The following is a 22,915-nucleotide window of genomic DNA, read 5'->3' as shown; positions in this document are numbered from 1 at the left end:
ATTCCGCCGGTGCCGCCCTCGGGCGTTTCCCAGGCTCACTCGGCCAAGTAGCCCTCGACCAGCGGCCCGAGGATGTCGAGCGTCCGGGCGTCGAGCAGTTCCGAGTGCCCGCACGCGACGGCGTGCACCCGCAGGGCCCCACCGATGTGCGCGGCCCACTGCTCCGACGCCGTGCCGTGGAAGCCGGGCTCCGCGACGGTGGCGTCGACGAACACCGCGTCGCCGGGGAAGACCCCGAACTCCGCGTGCTCGGCCAGGTGGTCGCTCTCCAGGTAGTTCTCGACCACCCGGGCGATCTGCCCGTCCGCCAGCATCGACACCTCGCCACCGGAGTGGCGCAGCAGCACCACCGCGTCCGCCACGGACATCGAGGCCGCCTGCTCCGCCGGGACCGGGTACCCCAGCTCGGTGAGCAGCCGGACCACGGCCGCCGGACCGTCCCACGCCGCGTCGTACCGCTGCGTCCCGTCCTCCTCCGTCGCGTCCTGCGATGCCGGGACCCTGGCCCGCGAGTCGAGCATGCCCAGGAAGGACACCTCCCGGCCCGCGGCGGTCAGCAGCGTCGCCACCGCGTGGGCCACCGCTCCGCCGAACGACCAGCCCAGCAGCCGGACGGGGCCGGCCGGGGCGGTCCGACCGATCAGCTCGGCGTACTCGGCCGCCAACTCCCCGAAAGTGGTGGGCAGATCGTCGGTGCGGCTGAGCCGCGGCGACTGCAGGCCGTACAGCGGTATCCCGTCCGGCAGGTGACGCTTCAGCCCGGCGAACTGCCAGCTCAGACCGCTGGCCGGGGGCAGGCAGAACAGCGGCGCCCGGTCGCCCCCGGTGCGCAGCGGCAGAAGCGGCGCCAGTGCGTCGCCCACCGGGGCGGCCGCGCCGCTGAGCCTGCGGGCCAGCGCCGCCGGAGTCGGCAGCGCGAACAGCTCCGCGACCGGCAGCTCCACCCCGAACTCGCGGCGCAGCGCGGCGGCCAGCCGGACCAGCAGCAGCGAATGGCCGCCGAGGACGAAGAAGTCGTCGTCCACCCCGACCGACTCGACACCCAGCACCGAGGCGGCGGCCTGGCAGACGGCGGCCTCGGTACGCGAGCGCGGTCCGGTGTGCGACGTCAGGTCCGCGAAGTCGACCTCGGGCAGTGCCGCCCGGTCCACCTTGCCGTTGGGGGTGAGCGGAAGCTCGTCCAGTACGGTCGTCGCCGCGGGGATCATGTACGAGGGCAGCTGAGTGGCGAGGTGTGCCGCGAGCGTCCGGGGCACGTCAGGGGTGCCGTCGGCCGTGGTCAGGTAGGCGAGGACCCGCCCGTTGCCCTGCCCGTCGGTACGGGCCACGGCCGCCGCGCGCGCCACGCCCGGATGCGCCGCCATGACGGACTCGATCTCGCCCAACTCGATCCGGAAGCCCCGGACCTTGACCTGGTGGTCGCCGCGGCCGAGGAACTCCAGCCCGCCGCCGGAGTTCCAGCGGGCCAGGTCGCCGGTGCGGTACATCCGGGTGCCCGGACCGCCCCACGGGTCGGCGACGAACCGTTCCGCGGCGAGCGCGGGCCGTCCCCGATAGCCGCGGACGACCTGCGGCCCGGCGACGTACAGCTCCCCCACGATGCCCGGCGGCACCGGGCGCAGCGCCGCGTCCAGGACCCGGACGGTGGTGCCGGGCAGCGGGCGTCCGATGTGCGGCCCCTCGCACCAGGCCTCATCGACCGGTGCCGAGGTGACCCATACGGTCGCCTCGGTGGGGCCGTAGAGATTGGTCACCGTACGCGCCCGCCGGACCAGTTCACGTGCCAGCGGCACCGGCAGCGCCTCACCGCCGACGAGCGCGTGCACGCCGGTCAGGTCGGCCTCGGCCGTCTCGGTGAGCGCTCCCCACAGCGACGGCGTCGCCTGCAGATGGGTGATCCGCTCGGCGCGGAGCAGCCCCGCCAGCAGCAGCGGGTCACGGACCTCCTGCTCGGAGGCCAGGACCACGCAGGCCCCCGCGCGCAGCGGGGCCATCAGTTCCAGTACGGCGATGTCGAACGACAGGGTCGTCACCGCGAGCAGCCGGTCCCCGGCCGTGAGGGGTGCCGCGGTGGGAATCGCGGACAGGAAGACGTCCACGTTCCGCCGGGTCACGGTCACGCCCTTGGGACGTCCGGTGGAACCGGAGGTGTAGATGACGTACGCCGCCGAGTCCGGGTCGGCCGGGCGGTGCGGGGCGGGGTCGGTCCGGAACGGTGTGCCGCCGTCGAGGAGGGCGTCGACCGCCTGGCCGAAGTCGTCCGCGTCCAGGTCCAGGATGTGCGTGCCCTCGGGCGGGTCAGGGAACAGCGCCCGGGTGCGGGCGTCGACCACCAGCAGCGCGGGGCGGGCGTCGTCCACCATGTGGCGCAGCCGGTCCTGCGGGAAGGCCGGGTCCAGCGGCACGTATGCCGCTCCCGCGCGGGCCACGCCCGCCAGGACGGCCGGCAGGCGTCGTGAGCGCGGCAGCGCGACCCCGATGAGACGGTCCTGGCCCCGGTCGGCGGCCGAGGCGTGCCCCGCGAACATGGCGGCGAAGGCGTCGGCGGCCCGGTCGAGTGAACGGTAGGAGGCCGTCCGGCCGTCGAAGACACAGGCGTCGGCGTCGGGTGTCAGCCGGGCGTGTTCTGCCAGCAGTGCGTGCCAGGGAGGTCCGTCGGCCGCCGGCGGGCCGCCGGGCTGCCAGTCGGCGAGGTCGGCCAGGTCGTCGGCGCAGCGGACTTCGGCGGCGTCCACCCGCCGGTCCGGCCGGGCGACGAGGTCGCCCAGCAGCACCGAGAGACGCCGGACCAGGCGGTCCGCGGTGCGCGCGTCGAAACGGGCGGCGTCGAACTCCAGCGTCAGCCCGACCGACGCGGACGGGCCCGCGTCGACGAAGGTGAAGTTCAGGTCCACCTTGGGATCGGCCAGGAAGTCCGGGGCGTCGCCGGTCGGCAGCCCGAGCACCCTCCGGACACCGCCGTCGCCGTTCGGCTGGTGCAGGAAGCCCAGCATCACCTGGAACAGCGGGTTCCTGCCCGGTACCCGGGCCGGGTTCAGTGCCTCGACGACCTGCTGGAACGGCAGGGTTGCCTGTTCGAACGCGGCCAGGTCGGTCTCCCGGACCCTGCCGAGCAGCTCGGTGAACGTCGGCGATCCGGACAGATCGGCGCGCAGCACCACGGTGTTGACGAAGAATCCGACCAGGTCGTGCAGCGCCGGGTCGGCCCGGCCCGAGGTCGGCGCGCCGATCACCACGTCATCGCCGGCGCCCAGCCGCGACAGCAGGGCGGCCAGCGCGGCGTGCAGCGCCATGAAGAGGCTGGCCGACCGGGAGCGGGCGAGGTCCCGCAGCGGGTCGATCAGCTGGGCCGGGAGCTCCAGGGTGACCAGGCCCTCGCCGCGCGAGCCGCGCAGCGGCCGGTCGGCGGGCAGTGCCATCTCCTCGGGCAGGCCGTGCAACTGCCGCTGCCAGTAGGCCCGTTCGGAGGCGTGCCTGCTGTCCGGGTCGGTGGGATCGCCGAGCAGGTCGGCCTGCCAGCGGGCGTAGTCGGCGTACTGCACCGGCAGTGGCTCCCAGTGCGGCGGGTGGCCGGCGGCGCGGGCCGTGTAGGCGGTGTCCAGGTCGTCGAGGAGCGGCCGGTCGGACCACTCGTCCATCGCGATGTGGTGCAGCACCAGGGTCAGTACGGTGTCGCCGGTGTCGTGCTCCTGCAGGACGAGTGCCCGCAGCGGAAGATCCGCCGACAGGTCGAAGGGCAGCGCCACCGCTTCGGCGACCAGGGCCGCCGTCCGTGCGGCCGGGCCGCCGACCACGGTCACCGGGACGGGCGCCGGGTCGGTGATCCGCTGCACCGGCTCGTCGTCGACGACCGTGTACAGCGTGCGCAGGATCTCGTGGCGGGCGACGACGTCGGCCAGCGCGGCGCGCAGCGCCGGGACGTCGACCGCCCCGCGCAGCCGTACCAGCAGCGGGTAGTTGTACGCGGTGGAGCCCGGCTCCAACTGCTGCAGCAGCCAGAGCCGCTGCTGCGCGGCAGACAGCGGCGGGTGTTCCGGCCGGACCCCCGCCACCAGGGCGGCCGGTTCGCGGCCGGGCCGCGCGGCCGCGATCCGCTCGGCGAGCCGCAGCGGGGTCCGGGTGTCGAACAGGTCCCGCAGCGACAGGTCGGTACCCAGTTCGGCACGGATCGCGCCGAGCAGCCGCATCGCGATCAGGGAGTGTCCGCCGGAGTCGAAGAAGTCGTCCTCGACGCCCACCGTCCCGACGCCGAGCACGTCGGCGAAGAGCCCGCACAGGACCCGCTCGGCGTCGTTCGCCGGGGGGCGGGACACGGTGGTGACCGGGACCGGCCGGGGCAGTGCTGCCACGTCGAGTTTGCCGTTGACGGTCAGCGGCAGGCCGTCCACCACGGCGTACGCGGTGGGCACCATGTAGCCGGGCAGCAGCGTGCGCAGTTCACGCTGCACGGTGGCGGCGAGAGCGTCGGGGTCGAAGGCGGCGTCGGGAACGAGGAAGGCCGCGAGGCGCCGCCCGCCGGAGGCGTCGGGGGTCGCCAGTACGGCGCACTGGTGCACACCCGGCAGGCCCGCGACCGCGTTCTCGACCTCGCCCAGCTCGACCCGGTAACCGCGGATCTTCACCTGGTCGTCGGTGCGGCCGAGGAAGTCCAGGTTGCCGTCGGACCTGGCCCGTACCAGGTCGCCGGTGCGGTACATCCGCCCGCCGGGCACATACGGGTCGGCGACGAACCGCTGCGCGCTGAGTCCGGGTCGGCCGAGGTAGCCGCGGGCCAGGCCCGCGCCGCTGATGTACAGCTCGCCGGGCACTCCCGGCGGCACCGGCCGCAGCCAGCCGTCCAGGACGTAGCCGCGGGTGTTCCAGATCGGGCTGCCCACGGTGGTGGCGTCGCTGTCGGTGGTGCCGCCGCCCAGGGTGTTGATGGTGTACTCGGTCGGGCCGTACAGGTTGTAGCCGAGGACGCCGTCGGTGTCGCGCAGCGCCGACCACAGGGTCTGCGGCACCGCCTCGCCGCCGAGCAGCACCAGGGCGGGACGGTGCGCACCCGGCCGGCCGCCGTACTCCTCGCCGTCGAGCAGGCCCTCGTCGATGAGGTGCTGGGCGTAGGTCGGGGTCACGTTCACCACGTCGACGCGGTGCCGGTCGCAGTAGGCCACCAGGGCGCGGGCATCACGGCGCAACTGCTCGTCGCAGATGTGCACATGGTGCCCTTCGACCAGCCACAGCAGCTCCTCCCAGGACATGTCGAAGGAGAACGACACGGTGTGCGCGATGGTGAGGATCCGCTCTCCGGCGGCGGTGACCGTCGGGTCGAAGATCGCTTCGCGGTGGTTGAACTGCATGTTGGTCAGTCCGCGGTAGGGCGTCACGACGCCCTTGGGGCGGCCGGTGGAACCCGAGGTGTAGATCACGTACGCCGGGTGGTCGAGCCGTCCCGGACCGCCGGGCGCGAAGGCCCCCAACTCCTCGTCGGTGAGCGGCTCGTCGCGCACCGCCAGTGCGCCCGGGGCGTCCAGGAGCAGCACCGGCACCGGGTGCGCGGCCAGCCGGGGCGCGACCGGTCCGGTGGTCACCAGCAGAACCGGTGTGGCGTCGGCGAGCATCCCGAGCAGCCGTTCGTCAGGGTTGTCCAGCTCCAGCGGCAGATACGCGGAACCGGTGCGCAGCACGGCGAACAGCGCCACCACCATGTCGATGGACCGGGGTACCGCCAGCGCGATGATCTGCTCGGGACCGGCACCGCGGGCCAGCAGCGACCGGGCCACCCGGTTGACGCGGGCATCCAACTCGGCGTAGGTCAGGGTGGCGTCGCCGAAGGTCAGTGCCGGGACGTCCGGGGTGCGGACGGCCTGGCCGGCCATCAGCTCGGCGATGGTCGCCTCGCCGAAGGACCGCTGCGGGCCGTCCCACATCCGGGTCAGTGCGGGCAGTTCGGCGTCGGTCATCACCGGGACGTCACCGACGGCCGCCGACGGGTCCTCGGCCAGCCGCAGCAGGACCTGCTTCAGCCGGGCAAGAAGCGCTTCCGCCTGCTCGCGGGGTACCACGTCGTCGCGGAACTCCAGCCGCATCCGCAACTGCCTGCCGGGTGTCGCCACCCAGGTCAGCGGGTAGTGGGTGGCGTCGACGGCGTCCACGCCGACGATGCCGTGGGCGTCCTCCAGATCGGTGAAGGTGTCGTCGTCGAGGAAGTTCTGCAGCACATAGAGGCTGTCGAAGAGCTGCCCGCGTCCCGCGGCGCGCTGGATGTCGCCCAGGCCGAGGTACTCGTGGGCCATCATCGCCACCCGGTCGTCCTGGACCCGGCGCATCACATCGCGAGCGGGCTCGCTCGCGTCCAGCCGGACAAGTGCGGGCACCGTGTTGAGGAAGACACCGATGACGGTGTCGATGCCGTCGAGTTCGGTCGGGCGGCCGGCCACGGTCGTGCCGAAGACCGCCTGGTTCCGGCCGCAGGCATGGGCCAGCACGATGCCGAGCGCGGTGCTGAGGACCGCGTTGAGCGTCACCCCGCTGCGCCGGGCCGACCCGGTAACGCTGTTCGTCTCGTCCGGTGACAGCTGGAACGACAGGCTCGTGGCCAGGACCGGCGCGGTGCCCATCGCCGCAGGGAAGAGCAGGGTCGGTTCCTCCAGCGGGGCGAGCAGTTCGCCCCAGGCCCGCGCCGAGCCCTCGGCGTCCTGCTCCGAGAGATGGCTGAGGTAGTCGGCGAAGGTCGCCGACGGGGTCTCGTAGGCGGCGATCCCGCCGGTACGGGCCTGGGCATAAGCGCTGAACAGTTCGCGCAGGACCAGTTCGCGCGACCAGCCGTCCCAGAGCAGCAGGTGGTATGTGAGCAGCAGCCGGTCCCGTCCGCCGGGGAGCGACACCACGGTCAGCCGCATCAGCGGTGGCCGGGCCAGGTCGAAGGGGCTGCGCCGGTCCGCGGCCGTCACCTCCGCCAGCTGCCGCGCCGCGGACTTCTCGTTCAGGCCGGACAGGTCGACCACGTCGACCTGTCCGGTCAGGTCCGTGCCGACCAGGGCGACCGGGCGGTCCACCCGGTCGGAGGTGAAGCCGAGACGCATCGCGGCGTGCCGCTCCAGCACGGCGGCGCAGGCCCGGCGCAGGGCGTCGGCGTCCAGGCGTTCGGCGAAGTCGAAAGCGTTCTGCGCCACGTACACGTCGGCGTCGCCGGCCAGCCGGGCCTGGAAGAACAGGCCCTCCTGGAGCGGCGACAGCGGCCAGATCGCCTCCACGGGCACCGGGGCCGCATCAGCCAGGGCGGTGACCTCAGCAGGGCTCAGCGCGAGCCCGCCGAGGACGGGCAGTACTGCCGCGTCTCCCCCGGTGTCGGCGAACTCGCGCAGCGCTTCCGCCCAGGCGTCGGCGAGCGCGGCCACCTCGTCGGCGGGGATCCCGCCATCGGCGAAGGTGAGGACCGCGTGCAGTTCCGGTCCGTCCGGGGTGTCGTGGCAGGCCGCGTTGATCTCCACCAGGTACGGCGTGCCGAGGTCCGGATCGGGGGCCGTCCGCAGCGCCTCAGGTGCGCTCGCCCAGTCGTGCTCGGCGCCCACCGGGAACCTGCCCAGGTAGTTGAAGAGGAGCTGGGGGGTGCCGAGCCGGGCCAGCACCGGCGCGGTGCGCGGATTGCAGTAGCGCAGCAGCCCGTAGCCGAGCCCGCCGTCGGGCGCCGCCCGCAGACTGTCACGGACGTCCCGCAGCGTCGGAGCCAGGTCGCCGGTGATGCCCGGCAGACGTACCGGGGCGATGGCGGTGAACCAGCCGACGGTGCGCGACAGATCGGTGTCGTCACCGACCGGCTCACGGCCGTGCCGTTCCAGGTCGAGCAGGAGCGGCGCGGACGCGTCGCCGCCACGGGCGGCACGCCACCGGGCCACCGCCAGGTGCAACGTCGCCACCAGCGTCTCGGTGACGTCGGCCTCGGCGGCGGCCGGCACCGAGGTGAGCAGCGGTGCGGTGACCTCGGCCGGGAGGCGCAGTACGTGGTCGCGGGTGGCGCCCACGGTCAGCCCGAAGGTGAGCGCCGTGGGATCGAGGTCGGCCCCGGGGGCCAGCACCTCGGTCCAATGGCCGAACTCACCGAGGCGGTTCGCCTGCCCGGCGTTCTCGGTCAGCGTGCGGGCGTAGGTCCGCAGCGAAGTGCCGACCGGGTCGAGGCGCGGAGTGCGCCCGTCGGCCAGCTGTTCCCAGGCCTGGCGCAGGTCGTCGACGAGGATGTGCCAGGACACCCCGTCGGTCACCAGGTGGTGCGCCACCAGTAGCAGTCTGCCCTGCTCCTCGCCCCGGTCGAACAGGACGGCCCGCAGCATCTGCCCGGTGTCGGGGTCCAGTCGGTCGGCGGTGGCGTCGGACGTCACGGCGATCAGTTCGGCGAACGCGTCGTCGTCGAGACCGGTGGCGTCCACCACCTCCGCCAGGTCCGCCGGTGTCTCCGCGACGGCCTCCAGCGACCAGAGCAGCGGCGACGGGCGGTGCAGCCGGAGCCTGAGCGCGTCGTGCCTGCCGACCAGGGCGGTGAGCATGGCAGTCAGCTGATCCAGAGTCAGGGACGGCGGGGTGCGGAGCAGTTCGGCCTGGTTGAGCCGCTTGATCGTCCCGCCCAGTTCGGCCAGTCGCTGCACGATCGGCATGAGCATGACCTCGCCGATGCCATCGGACGGGGCTTCTTCGATTGCGGCGGCCGGGGCCGCCGCGGTCGGTGCGATCACCTCGGCGAGAGCCGCCGGGGTCCGGTGTACGAACACCTCGCGCGGCGACAGCCGCAGCGACCGGCGGCGCGCCAGGTTGACCAGCTGGATGGCGATGATGCTGTCACCGCCGAGGGTGAAGAAGTCCTCGCCGGGGCCGACCTCGTCGAGCCGCAGCACCTCGGCGAACAGCTCCTGGAGGGCGCCGACGGCCGACGGCGCGGTGACGGCGGGCGCGACGGCCACCGACGGCGCAGCGGCCGAGGATCGGGCGGCGGGTGCGGGCAGTGCGTCACGGTCGAGCTTGCCGTTGACGGTCAGCGGCAGCGCGTCGAGCGTCACGAAGGACTGCGGGACCAGATAGCCGGGCAGCTGCTCGCCCAGCCGGGCCCGGACCTCGTCGGCGTCCATCTGGGAACCGGACCTGGCGACCAGATACGCCACCAGGCGCCGTCGTCCCGGCTCGTCCTCGCGGACCGTCACCGCCGCATTGGCGACGCCCTCGACGGCGAGCAGTGCCGACTCGATCTCGCCCAGCTCGATCCGGTAGCCCCGGATCTTCACCTGCCTGTCGGACCTGCCCAGGTAGACCAGGTCGCCTTCGGGCGTCCAGCGGGCCAGGTCGCCGCTGCGGTACATCCGGCCCCCTGGCGTACCGGAGAACGGGTCGGCCACGAACCGGCTCGCGGACAGGCCCGGCCGGTCCAGGTAGCCGGCGGCGAGCTGGTCGCCGGCGACGTACATCTCACCGGCGACGCCGGGCGGTACCGGCCGCAGCGCGTGGTCCAGGACGTGCACGCGCAGCCCCGGCAGCGGCCCGCCGATGACGCTGGCGGCGTCGCCGGGCCCGAGCGGCCGGAACGACACATGCACGCAGGTCTCGGTGATGCCGTACATGTTCACCAGGAGCGGTGCGCCGCCCGGGTGGCGGCGGTGCCAGTCCGTCAGGCGAAGCGGGTCCAGTGCCTCGCCCCCGAAGACGACGTAGCGCAGCGCCAGGCCGTCGGGTGCCGTCCGGTCGGTCTCGGTGAGCGGGTAGAAGGCCGACGGGGTCTGGTTGAGGACGGTCACCCGCTCGCGCCGCAGCAGCTCGTGGAAGCGCTGCGGGTCGCGGGCGACATCGCCCGCGACGACTACCAGCCGGCCGCCGTGCAGCAGCGCGCCCCACAGCTCCCACACCGAGAAGTCGAAGGCGGACGAGTGGAACATCGTCCACACGTCGGCCTCACTGAAGTCGAACACCTTCCGTGACCCGGCGAACAGCGACAGCACGCTGCGGTGCGGGACCACCACTCCCTTGGGGCGGCCGGTCGAGCCCGAGGTGTAGATGACGTACGCGGCGTGGTCGGCCAGCAGCGGCGCGGCCCGGTCGGCGTCGGTCGGCGGGTCCGTGCGCCGCCGCGATACCGACGCGGCGAACTCCGGTTCGTCCAGGGCCAGTACCGGCGCGGAGCTGCCGGAGAAGGCGGGCGAGGTGGCGCGGTCGGTCAGCACGCACAGCGGCGCGGAGTCGTCCAGGATGTAGCCGAGCCTGCTCGGCGGAGCGTCGGTGTCCAGCGGTACGTAGCAGCCGCCCGCCTTGACGACGGCGAGCAGCGCGACGATCAGGTCGGTGGAGCGGGGCAGCGCCACGGCCACCCGCGATCCAGGCGCGATGCCCCGGGCGATCAGCTCGCGGGCCAGCCGGTTGGCGCGCTCGTCCAACTCGGCGTAGCTGAGCCGGTCCTCACCGAAGGCGACGGCGGTCGCCCCGGGACGTGATGGCGCGTCCTCGTAGGCCCGTGCCAGCGTGGCGGTGTCGTCGACCCGTTCCGGGTCGGCGGCCGGGACGGCCTGGACCACGGCCCGCTCCCGTTCGGTGAGCAGGCCCAGTGCGGACACCGGCCGTGCCGGGTCAGCGGTGAAGGCGGCCAGCAACAGTTCGACCCGCTCCAGGAAGGCTGCCGCCTGTTCGTGGCCGACCAGTTCCACGTCGTACTTGAGCTCCAGCGCCAACTGCTCCCCGAGGAACGCGACCAGCGACACCGGGTAGTGCGGCGAGTCGGTGCCGGTGAAACCGCGGACCTGGAGGGTGCCGGGGGTGTCGCCGCCGGGCATCCACGGGAAGTTCTCGACCACCACCATGGTGTCGAAGAACTCCCGGACCCCGGCCATCCTGGCCAGCTCGCCCAGGCCGATGTGCTGCGCGTCGAGCAGGTCGGTCTGCTGCTCCTGCAGCGCGGTCAGGACCTCGCCCAGCGACTGCCCCGGGTGCCAGGACATCGGCACCGGGACGGTGTTGATGAGCAGGCCCACGATGGTCTCGACGCCGGGCAGCTCTCCACCCCGGCCCGACACGGTCGAGCCGAACACGACGTTCTCGCGGCCGAGCAGCTGCCCGAGCAGCAGGCCCCAGGCGGCGTGCACCGCCGTCGACAGTGTCACGCCCAGGTCGCGGGCGGCGGTCGCCAGTGCGGAGGTGGACCCGGGCGACAGCCGACGCACCACGTTCTCGTGGTGCGACACCCGCTGTCCCGGTTCGACGTCGATCAGCCGGGTCGTGTCCCCGACCCCGGAAAGCGCCGCCCGCCACACCTCGCGGGTGGCGACCCGGTCGCGGCCCGCCACCGCCTCGACGTGGTCGCGGAAGGTCACCGCGGGTGCGGGCAGCTCGAACCCGCCGCCGGCGAGGCCGCCGCGGTAGGAGTCGATCATGTCGCCGAAGACCAGCGGGTAGGACCAGCCGTCGGCGAGGATGTGGTGCATCGTCTCGACCAGCCGGTGCTCGTCCGCGCTCAGCGATACGAGCGCGTAGCGCAGCAGCGGCGGCCGTTCTAGGTCGAAGGGTTCGGCCAGCTCGGCGGCGCTGAACTCGGCAAGCCGGTCCAGCGCGGTGTCCCGGTCGAGTCCGCCGAGGTCCAGCTCGCGCCAGGGCACCTCGACGGTCCCGGCGAGGACCTGGACGACCCGGCCGTCACCCGTCTCGGCGAAACAGGCCCGCAGCGCATCATGGCGGTGCACCGTCGCGGTGACCGCCTGCCGCAGCGCCGCCGGGTCGACCGGCCCGGTCAGCTCGGCGATCTGCTGCACCAGATAGGTGTCCGCGCCGTCGTCGGCGTCGGCGATCCTGGCGTGGAAGTACATGCCTTCCTGCAGCGGCAGCAGCGGCAGGACGTCCCGGACGCCCGGGGCCAGCCGGTCCACGTCGTCCTGGGCCAGCTCGACCAGCGGGAAGTCCGACGGGGTGTGCCCGGCCAGGTCGCAGCGGGTGAGGCCGGTCAGAGCGGCCGTCCACAGGTCGGCCAGCTCCGCCAGGTCCGTCCGGTCGAACACGCCCGACGGCCAGGACAGCGTGGCACTGAGGACGGTCCCGTCCGGCCCGTCCTCCGCCAGGGCGTTCACCTCGAGGGTCATCGCCGGGTTGGTCGGGGCGACGCCTTCGCGCAGCGGCCCGGCCGCCGACCAGTCCGCGTCGGTACCCGCGCCGAACCGGCCCAAGTAGTTGAAGAGAATCTGCGGCGGCGCGGGCCAGGAGGTGGCCGCCCGGTCCGTGAGATAGCGGAGTACGCCGTAGCCCAGGCCGCGGCGGGGCACCGCACGCAGCTGTTCCTTGACCGCCTTGGCGGCACGGGCCAGGGCGGGTCCGCCCGCGACGACCTCGTCCCAGTCCAGCGGACCGGGGTCGACGGCGACCGGGTGGATGGCGGTGAACCAGCCGACCGTACGGGACAGATCGGCCTCGGACTCGACGACGTCGCCGTCCCGGCCGTGGCCCTCCAGGCTCAGCAGCACCGCTGAACCCGCCCCGCGCCAGCGGCCCAGCGCGGCGGCGAACCCGGTGAGCAGCACATCGTTGACGCCGCCGTGCATCGCGGCGGGCACCCGCGACAGCAGGGCCGTACTGACGTCGGCGGGAAGCGACACGGTCAGCGACCGCACGGTGGCCGCGGTGTCGGTCACGGGGTCCACCGGGCGGCTGCCGAGTACCGGGTCGGACACAGCGAGGACCTCCTGCCAGTGCCCGGCCTCCGCTGCGAAGACGCCCTGCGCCGCGGCGTCCGAGACCAGCTGCGACCAGGTACGGAACGAGGTTGGCACCTCGTCCAGGACGGGTTCACGCCCCGCGCGTACCTCGGTCCAGGCCCGGGCCAGGTCGTCACCGATGATCCTCCACGAGACACCGTCCACGACGAGGTGGTGGACGACCAGCAGCAGCCGCCCCTGCCCTGCCGGATCGGCGGCGGGGTACCAGACGGCCTGCACCATGACACCGTCGTCGGGCCGCAGCCGGGCCGCGGCGGCTGCAGCGGCGTCGTCCACGTCGTCACCGGGGCCGTCCGTGTCGGCCACCGACAGCAGAGCCGCTGCGTCCACCGGTTCCGGCGGGACAACCAACGACCAGCTGCCGCCGCCGTGTTCGGTCCGCGCCCGCAGCAGATCGTGCCGGTCGAGCAGCGCCCGCAGCACTCGAACCAGGCCCGCGGCGTCCAGACCGGCCGGGGTGCGCAGCAGCATCGACTGGTAGAAGTGGCTCAGCGGGGTGTCCGCCGCGACCGTCTCGGCGAGCATCGGGGTCGGCGCGACCGGCCCCGCCCCGATGTCCCGGACGGCGCTCACCGGCCGGAGGTCCTGCGGCAGCGCGGCGGCCAGCGCCTGCACGTTGCGGCGGCGGAAGATGTCACGCGGCGTCAGATGCAGCCCGGCCTTGCGGGCCCGGCCCGATACCGCGATGGAGGAGATGCTGTCGCCGCCCAGGGCGAAGAAGTCGTCGTCGATGCCGATCGCCGGCAACGCCAGTACGTCCGCGAAGATCCCGGCCAGTATGCGTTCGCGCTCGTCACGGGGCGCGCGGTGGCTGCCGCCGCCGGCCGTGACGGGCTCGGGCAGCGCGGCGATGTCCAGCTTGCCGTTGACGGTCAGCGGGAGTTCACCGACGACGCCGTACAGCGCGGGGACCATGTAGTCCGGGAGCCGCTCGGCCAGCGCCTCGCGCAGCCCGGAGATCAGCTGCCCGGTGTCGGCCTGCGGATCGGCCGGGATGACGTAGGCGATCAGCCGCTTCAGGCCGGTCACCGTCGACTCGGTGCGGGCGACGACCGCCGCCTGCCGGACCTGCGGAAGTGCGGTCAGCGCCGACTCGATCTCGCCCGGTTCGACCCGGTAGCCCCGGATCTTGAGCTGGTCGTCGGCCCGCCCCAGGTAGTCGATGTTGCCGTCCGTACGGCGGCGCACCAGGTCGCCGGTACGGTACATGCGCCCGCCCGGCGTGAACGGGTCGGCCGTGAACCGGGACGCGGTCAGCCCGGTCGCGTGCAGATAGCCGTGGGCCAGCCCGGCACCCGCGATGTACAGCTCGCCCACGACGCCGTCGGGGACCGGCCGCAGCCAGGGGTCGAGGATGTGCGCGCGGGTGTTGAGGATGGGGCGTCCCACCGTCGGGGTCGCGCTGTCGGGGGTGCCCGCGCCGAGCGTGTTGATGGTGTACTCGGTCGGCCCGTAGAGGTTGTAGCCGACGGCTCCGCCGGGCTCGCTCAGCCGCGACCAGACGGCATCGCTGACCGCCTCGCCGCCGAGCAGCACCAGGCACGGCGGATGTCCTGCGGGGTCGAGCAGGCCTTCCTCGAAGAGGTGGTGGGCGTAGGTCGGCGTCACATTGATCACGTCGATGCCGTTGTCACGGCAGTAGCCGACCAGGGCGGTGGCGTCGCGGCGCAGCTCCTCGTCACAGACGTGCACCTCGTGGCCCTCGACCAGCCACAGCAACTCCTCCCAGGACATGTCGAAGGCGAACGACACGGTGTGCGCGATGCGCAGCCGCGACCGGCCCTGCCCGGCGGCGCGGGCCACCGCCGGTTCGAAGATCTCGGCCCGGTGGTTGATCTGCATGTTGGTCAGGCCCCGGTACGGGGTGACAACGCCCTTCGGGCGGCCGGTCGAGCCCGAGGTGTAGATGACATAGGCCGGGTGCTCCAGTCGGCCCGGGACGCCCGGTGCGAAGGCGCCCAGTTCGACGTCGGCAAGGGGCGCGCCGGACAGGCCGTCCAGTTCGGCGCGGAGCGCCGGGTCGTCGAGCAGCAGGCAGCCGCCGCCGAGCCCGCGCTGGTGATCGGCGAGTGCGACGCCGGAGGTGGACGCCAGCAGCAGCCGCGGCGCGGCGTCGTCCAGCATGGTGGCGTGCCGGTCCACCGGGTGGTCGAGGTCCAGCGGGAGGTAGGCGGCGCCGGTGCGCAGCACCGCGAACAGCGCCACGACGGTGTCGGTGGAACGCGGCAGGCCCAGCGCGACGATCTCGCCGGGTCCCGCGCCCCGCGAAAGCAGCAGCCGCGCGCAGCGGTTGACCTGGGCGTCGAGTTCGGCGTACGTCAGCCGGGTGGGCCCGAAGACCAGGGCGGTCTCGTCCGGGCAGGCGGTGGCGCGCTGGGCGAGCAGGTCGGCGATGCTCTCCTCGCCGATCGGCTGTGCGACGGCCGCCCATTGCCCGAACCGCGCGGTCCGCTCCTCGTCGAGCGACAGGTCCAGCGCGGCGAGCGGCGTGGACAGCCCGTCGCCGAACTGCCGGAGCACCTGGACCAGCCGGCGCACCAGCCGGTCCGCGTCGGCCTCGGCGATCACATCGGGCCGGTACTCCAGCTTGATCCGCAGGTTGGCGCCGGGGGTGAGTACCCAGGTGTACGGGTAGTGCGTGGTGTCGATGTACTCGACCCCGGTGATGCCCTGCTCCCGCTCCAGCTCGGTGAAAGTGGCGTCGCCGAGGAAGTTCTGCAGCACGAACAGGGAGTCGAAGAGCTGGTCGCGGCCGGCCGCGCGCTGGATGTCGCCGAGCCCGAGGTACTCGTGCGGTGCCAGCTCCAGCCGGTCCTCCTGGACCCTGCCTGCCAGGTCGAGGACGGTCTGCGACGGCGTCGGCGTGATCCGGGCCGGGACGGTGTTCAGGAAGAGGCCGATGACGTCCTCGATACCGGGCAGCGCGGTGGGCCGTCCTGTCACGGTGGTGCCGAGTACGACGTCGGTACGTCCGGTCTCATAGCCGATCAGGACGCCCAGCGCGGCGGTGAGCAGCGAGTTGAGGGTGACGCCGCCGCGGCGGGCGTGCTCGTCCAGCCGGGCGGTCAGCTCGGCGGGCAGCACCGCGAAGACCCGCTCGGACGGGATCGGTTCGAGTCCCGCCGCCTGCGGCACCAGGATGGTGGGCTCCGCCAGCCCGGACAGCGCACGCGTCCAGGCGTCGGCCGCGGCCGTACGGTCGCGGTCGGCGACCCACGCCAGATAGTCGGGGAACGTCGAGCGCGGCGGCTCCAGCGCGCCACGGGCGCCCCCGGAGCCGTACAGGGCGAACAGCTCACGCAGCACCAGCTCGCGGGACCAGCCGTCCCACAGCAGGAAGTGAGAGGTCAGCAGCAGCCGGTCGCACCCATCGGGCAGCCGCACCACCGTCAGCCGCATGAGCGGCGGGCGGCCCAGGTCGAACGGCAACTCCCGGTCGGCCCGCATCAGTTCGTCCAGCTCGGCCTGCCGGCCTGCGAGCGTGCCCGCCGACAGGTCGGCCACGGTCACCTCCGCGGGCACCCGGGAGCCGATGACCTGCACGACGCCGGACGACACCTCGGCGAACGAGACCCGGAGCGTCGGATGCCGCTGGAGCAGCGCCTCGAACGCCGTGGTCATCGCCGGGACGTCGATCCTGCGGTCGAGGTCGAAGGAGTTCTGGGCGATGTAGGTGGTGACCCCGTCGGAGTAGACCGCCTGGTAGTAGACACCGGCCTGCAGCGGGGACAGCGCCCAGATGTCTTCGACGGGCACCGGTCCCGCGGCACAGATCCGGTCGATCTCCTCCTGGTCGAGCGTTACGGTGCCCAGTTGGTCGGGCGTCAGCGCGGCAGGCCGTACGGTCGTCGGCACCACCGGGCCCACATCCTGCGCGGCACCCAGCCGGGCGTCGATCGCGGCCGGGGTGCGGAGCCGGAACAGCTCCTCGGTGGTCAGGTCGACACCCTCGCGGGACAGCCGGTTCACCGCCCGGATCGCGGTGATGCTGTCGCCGCCCAGGGCGAAGAAGTCGTCCTCGACGTCGAACTCGGCGATGCCGAGGAGTTCGGCGAACCGGTCGCGCAGCAGCGCCGCCCGGGCGGTGAGCGGCGCGGTCCTGACGGCGCGCCGGGGGGCCCGCGCGGGGTCGGGCAGCGCGGCGCGGTCGCGCTTGCCGTTGGGCAGCAGTGGCAACTCGTCGAGGACGGTCACCGTCGCCGGGACCAGGTAGGGCGGGAGTTCGGTGCGCAGCGCGGCCAGCACCGCGCCCGCCTCGATCCGCTCGCCGTCGACGGCGACCACGTAACCGTGCAGGGTGGGAACGCCCGCCGCGGTGGGCCGTACGGCCGCGACCGCCTCGGCCACGCCGGACCTGCGACGCAACGCGGCCTCGACCTCGGCCGGTTCGACCCGGTGGCCGTTGATCTTCACCTGGTCGTCGGCGCGGCCCAGGAACTCCACCTTTCCGTCCACCGTCCAGCGCCCCAGGTCGCCGGTCCGGTAGAGCCGGGCACCCGAGCCGAAGGGATCGGCCACGAAGCGGGCCGCGGTGGCGGCGCCCTGGCCCAGGTAGCCCCGGGCCAACTGGGCGCCGCCGACATAGATCTCGCCGACCGTGCCGGGAGTGGCCAGGCCGAGCGCGGAGTCGAGCAGGTATACGCGGACGCCGGGCACCGGTGCGCCCAGGGCCACCGGACGGTCCAGCGACACTTCGGTGGTCAGCACGTCCCCGGCGACCTCGGCGGAACCGTAGGAGTTGACGACCACCGCGTCGGGCGATGCCTGCGCCAGAGCCCGCAGGCAGACCTCGTCCAGGGCCTCGCCGCTGAGGATCCAGCGGCCGATCCCGGCCAGGTGCTGCGGCGCGGTCTCGGCCAGCGCCGAGGCCAGGCTCGGCACGGCCAGCAGTTGGGTGGCGCCGCACCGGTCGACGAGGCGGGCCAGCGCCGCGCCGTCGGCGGCGACGGTGTCGTCGGCGATGACCGTGGTGGCTCCGGCGACCAGCCCGCCGAGCAGTTCGGTGGTGCCGTCGATGAAACTCAGCGAACTCTTGGCCACCCGGACGTCACGGCCGGTGTTCGACCACTGCTCCCGTGCCCAGGCCAGCCGGCCGGCCAGCCCGTCGTGGGTACCGACGACGGCTTTGGGCCGCCCGGTGGAGCCGGAGGTGTAGACGACGGACACCGCTTCGGAACCGTCAGGAACGGGCAGTTCAACAGTGGTGGCGATGGTTGCGGCGGCGGCCCGGACGGTGAGCGTCGGCAGGCTGTGCGGGGGCAGCGAACGGGCGGTGGCGTCGTCGGTGAGGACGGCGACCGGCCGCGCGTCGGCCAGCATGAACTCGACGCGGGACGCCGGATAACCGGGATCGACCGGCAGATAGGCCGCGCCGCTGCGGATGACCGCGAGCAGGGCCACCGCCAGGTCCGTGGAGCGTGTGGTCGACACCGCGACGATGTCGCCGCGCCGTACCCCGGTGGCCACCAGCGCGCGGGCCACCCGGTCCACGCGGGCGTCCAGCTCGCCGTAGGTCAGGAAGGAGTCGCCGCAGCTCACCGCCGTACGGGTGGGGTGCTCGGCGACACGGTCGGCGAACATCGCCGGCACGCTCGCGACGGTCGTCCGGACCGCGCCGGTGCCCGCCGCGAGGACCAGTTCCCGCTGCCCGCCGGTGACCGTTTCGAGTGCGCCACAGGCCCGGTCGGGGGCTTCGGTGATCGCGGCGAGCACGGTCTCGTACCTGGCCAGCAGGTCCGCTGCGGCCTGCGCGCCGATCAGCGTCCGGTCGTGGGTCAGTACGACCTCGGTCCGCTCGCCGGGCTTGGCCATCAGCGTCACCGGGTAGTGCGGGGCCTCCACGGTGCGCAGCGCGGTCACGGTGAGCCCGCCCACCGAGGTGTCGGGCGCCGGGTAGTTCTCGATGACCACGAGGGTGTCGAAGAGTTCGGGCACGCCGATACGCCGTTGCAGCTCGGCCAGCGGCACCTGCTCGTACTCCAGCAGCCCCGACTGGACGTCGGCGAACTGCCGCAGCACGTCCGTGACACGTTCGGTGGGGGCGCAACGCACCCGGACCGGCACCGTGTTGATCAGCAGGCCGATGATCCGGTCCAGGCCCGGCAGGTCGCCGCCGCGCCCCGAGACGGTCAGTCCGAAGGTGACATCGGCGGAGCCGGTGAGCCGTCCGAGCAGGATGCCCCACGCCCCGGTGAGCACCGCGCTGAGCGTGAGCCCGTGGCCGGCGGCGTACTCGCGCAGCCGTCGGCTCAGCTCCGCGGGCAGTTCGCCGCCGACCCGGCCGAAGCCCGTGCCCGGCCGCGACGGCGCGGCGAGCGTCCCTGCCAGCCGGGTCGGCGCGGTGACACCGTCGAGGGAGCGGGCCCAGGCCTCGACCGCGTCCTCCGTACCGGTTCCGGCGAGCGTCCGCAGGAAGTCCGCGTAGGGGACCGGTGCGGGAAGTTCGGTTCCGGCGTGCAGCCCGAGGAGTTCGCGCAGCATCAGCGGCACCGACCAGCCGTCGGCGAGGATGTGGTGCACGGTGTGGATCAGTATGTGCCGGTCCGGGCCGAGCCGCACCAGCGCGTAGCGCATCGCGGGCGGTTCCGTCAGGTCGAACGGCACCTCACGCTGCGCGCGGGCCAGTTCGTCGAGACGTTCCTCGACGTTGTCGGAGCCGAGGTCGTCGAAGCGCCACGGCACCCTGGTGCGTCCGGCGGTCACGGCGACCACCTCGCCGTCGCCGATCGTCCGGAACGCCGAACCCAGGTGCGGGTGCCGGTCGAGGACGCGTTCGGCGGCCAGCCTGAGCCGGTCGGCGTCGAGCGGCCCGTCCAGTTCGATGATCTGCTGGACGACGTACGGATCGGAGTCGCGGGCGAACGTGGCGTGGAAGTAAAGGCCGGTCTGCAGCGGGCTGAGCGGCAGCACCTCGCGCAGGCCGTCCGGTCCCGCCGCGGCCTCGAGCGCGGTGACGTCGGCGGCGTCCAGGGCCAGCAGCGGAAAGTCCGACGGGGTATGCCCGGTGACGGCGTCGCTGCCCGCCACGGCATCGAGCAGTTCGGTCCACAGCCGGGCCAGCCGCCCCACCTCGGCGGCGTCCAGGATCCCGTTCGGCCAGCTGAACCGGGTCTGCAGTACCGGTCCGCCTGCCGTCTCCACCGCCACCGCGTTGATCTCGAGCGCCCGCGGCAGGGGCATCTTCGGGTCGCGCCGTTCGACGACGACCTCCTTGCCGCCGACGGCCGTCCACGGCCGGTCGGTGTCGGCCTCGAACCGGCCCAGGTAGTGGAAGAGCACCTGGGGCGACACGGCCAGATCAGGTCGGGGCGCGGTGCCCAGGTAGCGCAGCGCGCCGTAGCTGAGCCCTCGCCGGGGCACCTCGCGGAGTTGTTCCTTGACGGCCTTCACCGCCGCGCCGAGCTCCGCGCCGCCGGCCAGCAGCCGTTCCCAGGGGGCGGATCCGGGGTCGAGGACGGCGGGGAAGAGCGTGGTGAACCAGCCGAAGGTGCGCGACAGGTCGGCGTCCCCAGGGGCATCCTCCTCGCGGCCGTGGCCCTCCAGCTCCAGGAGTACGGCGGAGTCCGCCGCCCGCCAGTGACCCAGCGCGAGCGCCGCCGCGGCGACCAGGGCGTCGTTGACGCCGCCATGGATCGCGGCGGGGACCGGGCCGAGCAGCCTGGCCGTCACTGCGGCGGACAGCTCGACGGTCAGCGACTCCTCGTTCGCGACCACGTCGCACTGCGGGTCGAGGGGGCGTACGCCCAGCAGCGGATCGGCCGCAGCGGCGACACGGTGCCAGTAGTCCTCGTCGGCGGCGAAGACGCCCGTCCGGGTCGCCTCGGTCAGCTGGGTCGCCCACTTCCGCAGCGAGGTGGGGGCGGGCGGGAGTGCCACGTCGTGGCCCGCTACCGCGGCGTCCCAGGCCGCTGCCAGGTCCTCGAGGAGCACCCGCAGCGATACGCCGTCGACGACCACATGGTGGATCACCAGGACGAGACGGCCCTGGCGGTCCGGGCCCGCGTCCAGCCAGACCAGCTCGATCATCCGGCCGGCCGCGGTGTCGAGCCGGGCGGCGGCCGCGGTGGTGGCGTCTTCGACGGCCGAGGCCAACGCCGCCTGGTCCAGGCCGGCCGCGTCCACCCTGGTGATCACGTCGGCGGCCGGCCGCGCCCCGGCTGGGGCGATGGTCAGCGTCCAAGGCGAGGTGCCCTCGGTGCGGGCGCGCAGCACGTCGTGCACGTCCAGCACCGCGGTGACGATCTCGTCGAGCCGCCCGGTGGTGAGCGCGGCGGGTGTGCGCACGGTCATGGACTGGAAGAAACCGTCCAGGCTCGGACCGGCCTCCTGCAGCCAGCAGATGATCGGGGTGGACGGCACTGGACCGGTGGCGGCCACCGTGGGCGCGGCGGCGGTGTCCAGGGGGCGCACCACCATGGCGAGCGCTGCCGGGGTACGCCCGGTGAAGAGGTCGCGGGCACGCAGCACGAGCCCGGCGCGCTGGGCCTGGCGCACCGCGGAGATGGCGATGATGCTGTCACCGCCGAGGGCGAAGAAGTCGTCTTCCGCGTCGACCCGGTCGAGGCCGAGAACCGAGGCGAAGATGGAGCAGAGCGTGCTTTCCAGGGGGGTGCGCGCGGGCCTGGTCCGGGGCGCGGTGGTCACCGCGGGCGCTGGGAGAGCCTGCCGGTCCACCTTGCCGTTGGCCGTCACCGGGAGCCTGTCCAGTACGGTCAGGACGCCGGGCACCATGTACTCGGGGAGCCGCCCGGCGCACCACACGCGCAGCCTGTCGTCAGCGCTGCCGCCGTCGGCCTCAAGGGGTTCGTCGACGGTGACGTAGCCCGCCAGTTGCTTGGCCCCGGCGGCGTTGGTGAAGACGACGACGGCGGCCTGCCGGACGGACGGGTGCGCGGCGAGGGCGGCCTCGACCTCCTCCAGTTCCAGACGCATGCCGCGGATCTTCACCTGGTTGTCGGCCCGGCCGACGAACTCCAGGGTGCCGTCGGTGTTCCAGCGGGCCAGGTCGCCGGTGCGGTACATCCGGCTGCCGTCGCCCTCGAACGGGTCTGCGACGAACCGCGACCCGGTCAGCGACGGCGCGTTCACATAGCCGCGGCCGAGCAGGAACCCGGCCGCGTACAGTTCGCCGGTCTCCCCGGCGGGCAGCTGTTCCAACTGCTCGTCCAGGACGTACAGGCGGGTGTGCGGGTTGGGCCTGCCGATCGAGGTGGCGATCCGCTCGGCGGTGTCCCGGTAGATCACGTGCGAGACACCGATGGTCGCCTCGGCCGGACCGTACCCGTGGTACAGCGTAGTGCCCAGCCGGCTGCGGAACCGTTCGAACAGTTCCGGAGTGAGGACCTCGCCGCCGCACCACACGTGCTTGAGGCCGGAGAGCAGCGAGGTGCCGCGTGCCATCTCCAGCAGAACGTCGAGCATGGACGAGACGAGGTAGACGAAGGTGACCCCCTCGCGGGCGATCAGGTCGAGCAGGTACTGCGGGTCGCGTTCGCCGCCGGGCTCGGCCACGACGACGTAGCCGCCGCAGACCAGCGGCAGCAGGATCTCGTTGACGGAGATGTCGAACGACAGCGGCGCCTTGAAGAGAGAGGCGTCACCGGGGCCGAAGCCCAGGATGTGCTCCACCTGCCACAACAGCCGTTCGCAGATCGCCTCATGGCGGATCATCGCGCCCTTCGGCTTCCCGGTAGAACCGGAGGTGAAGATCACGTATGCGAGCTGGGGGCCCTGGATCGGCGGATGCGGCGCGTCGGTGCTGTGGTGGCCGTGGCTCCAGTCCCCGAGGTCCACCTCGACCAGGGCGTTCGCCTCGATGTCCAACTCCCCGCCGGGGGCGGCGATGACCAACCGGGCCTGCGCGTCGGCGCGGACCTGACGGCGGCGCTCCTGCGGCCAGGCCGGATCGACCGGGACGAAGGCGCCGCCCGCGACCATCACCGCCAGCACACCGACCACCATCTCCGGCGAACGCGGCGTCGAGATCGCCACGACCTCCTCGGACCGCAGGCCCAACTCCCCCAGCCGGTGCGCGAGCTGGTGGACGCGGTCTCCGAGCTCCCGGTAGGTCAGGCGCACGTCCCCGGCCACCAGGGCGACGGCTTCCGGTGTGCGGCTCACCTGGGCGATGAACAGGTCCGCGACGGTGGTGATGGTGGTGGGCGCCGTCATGTTCTCTTGTTCCGCCTATCAGGTGAGGGTCA

1 protein-coding gene is annotated in these 22,915 nt (G+C 73.3%); it reads right to left on the bottom strand.

Features of this window, described 5'->3' with window-relative positions; all coding sequences use genetic code 11:
- Positions 1-35 precede the first annotated feature (35 nt).
- Positions 36-22,883 carry a non-ribosomal peptide synthase/polyketide synthase gene (locus tag C6N31_RS35985; protein WP_198359097.1) on the bottom strand — a complete coding sequence of 7,616 codons (22,848 nt, stop codon included), beginning with the start codon at positions 22,881-22,883 and terminating at the stop codon, positions 36-38.
- Positions 22,884-22,915 lie beyond the last annotated feature (32 nt).

The organism is Streptomyces fildesensis (assembly GCF_016107395.1).
In the GTDB taxonomy this organism is placed as follows: Bacteria; Actinomycetota; Actinomycetes; order Streptomycetales; family Streptomycetaceae; genus Actinacidiphila; species Actinacidiphila fildesensis.
This window is presented reverse-complemented; position numbering and strand designations above follow the sequence as displayed.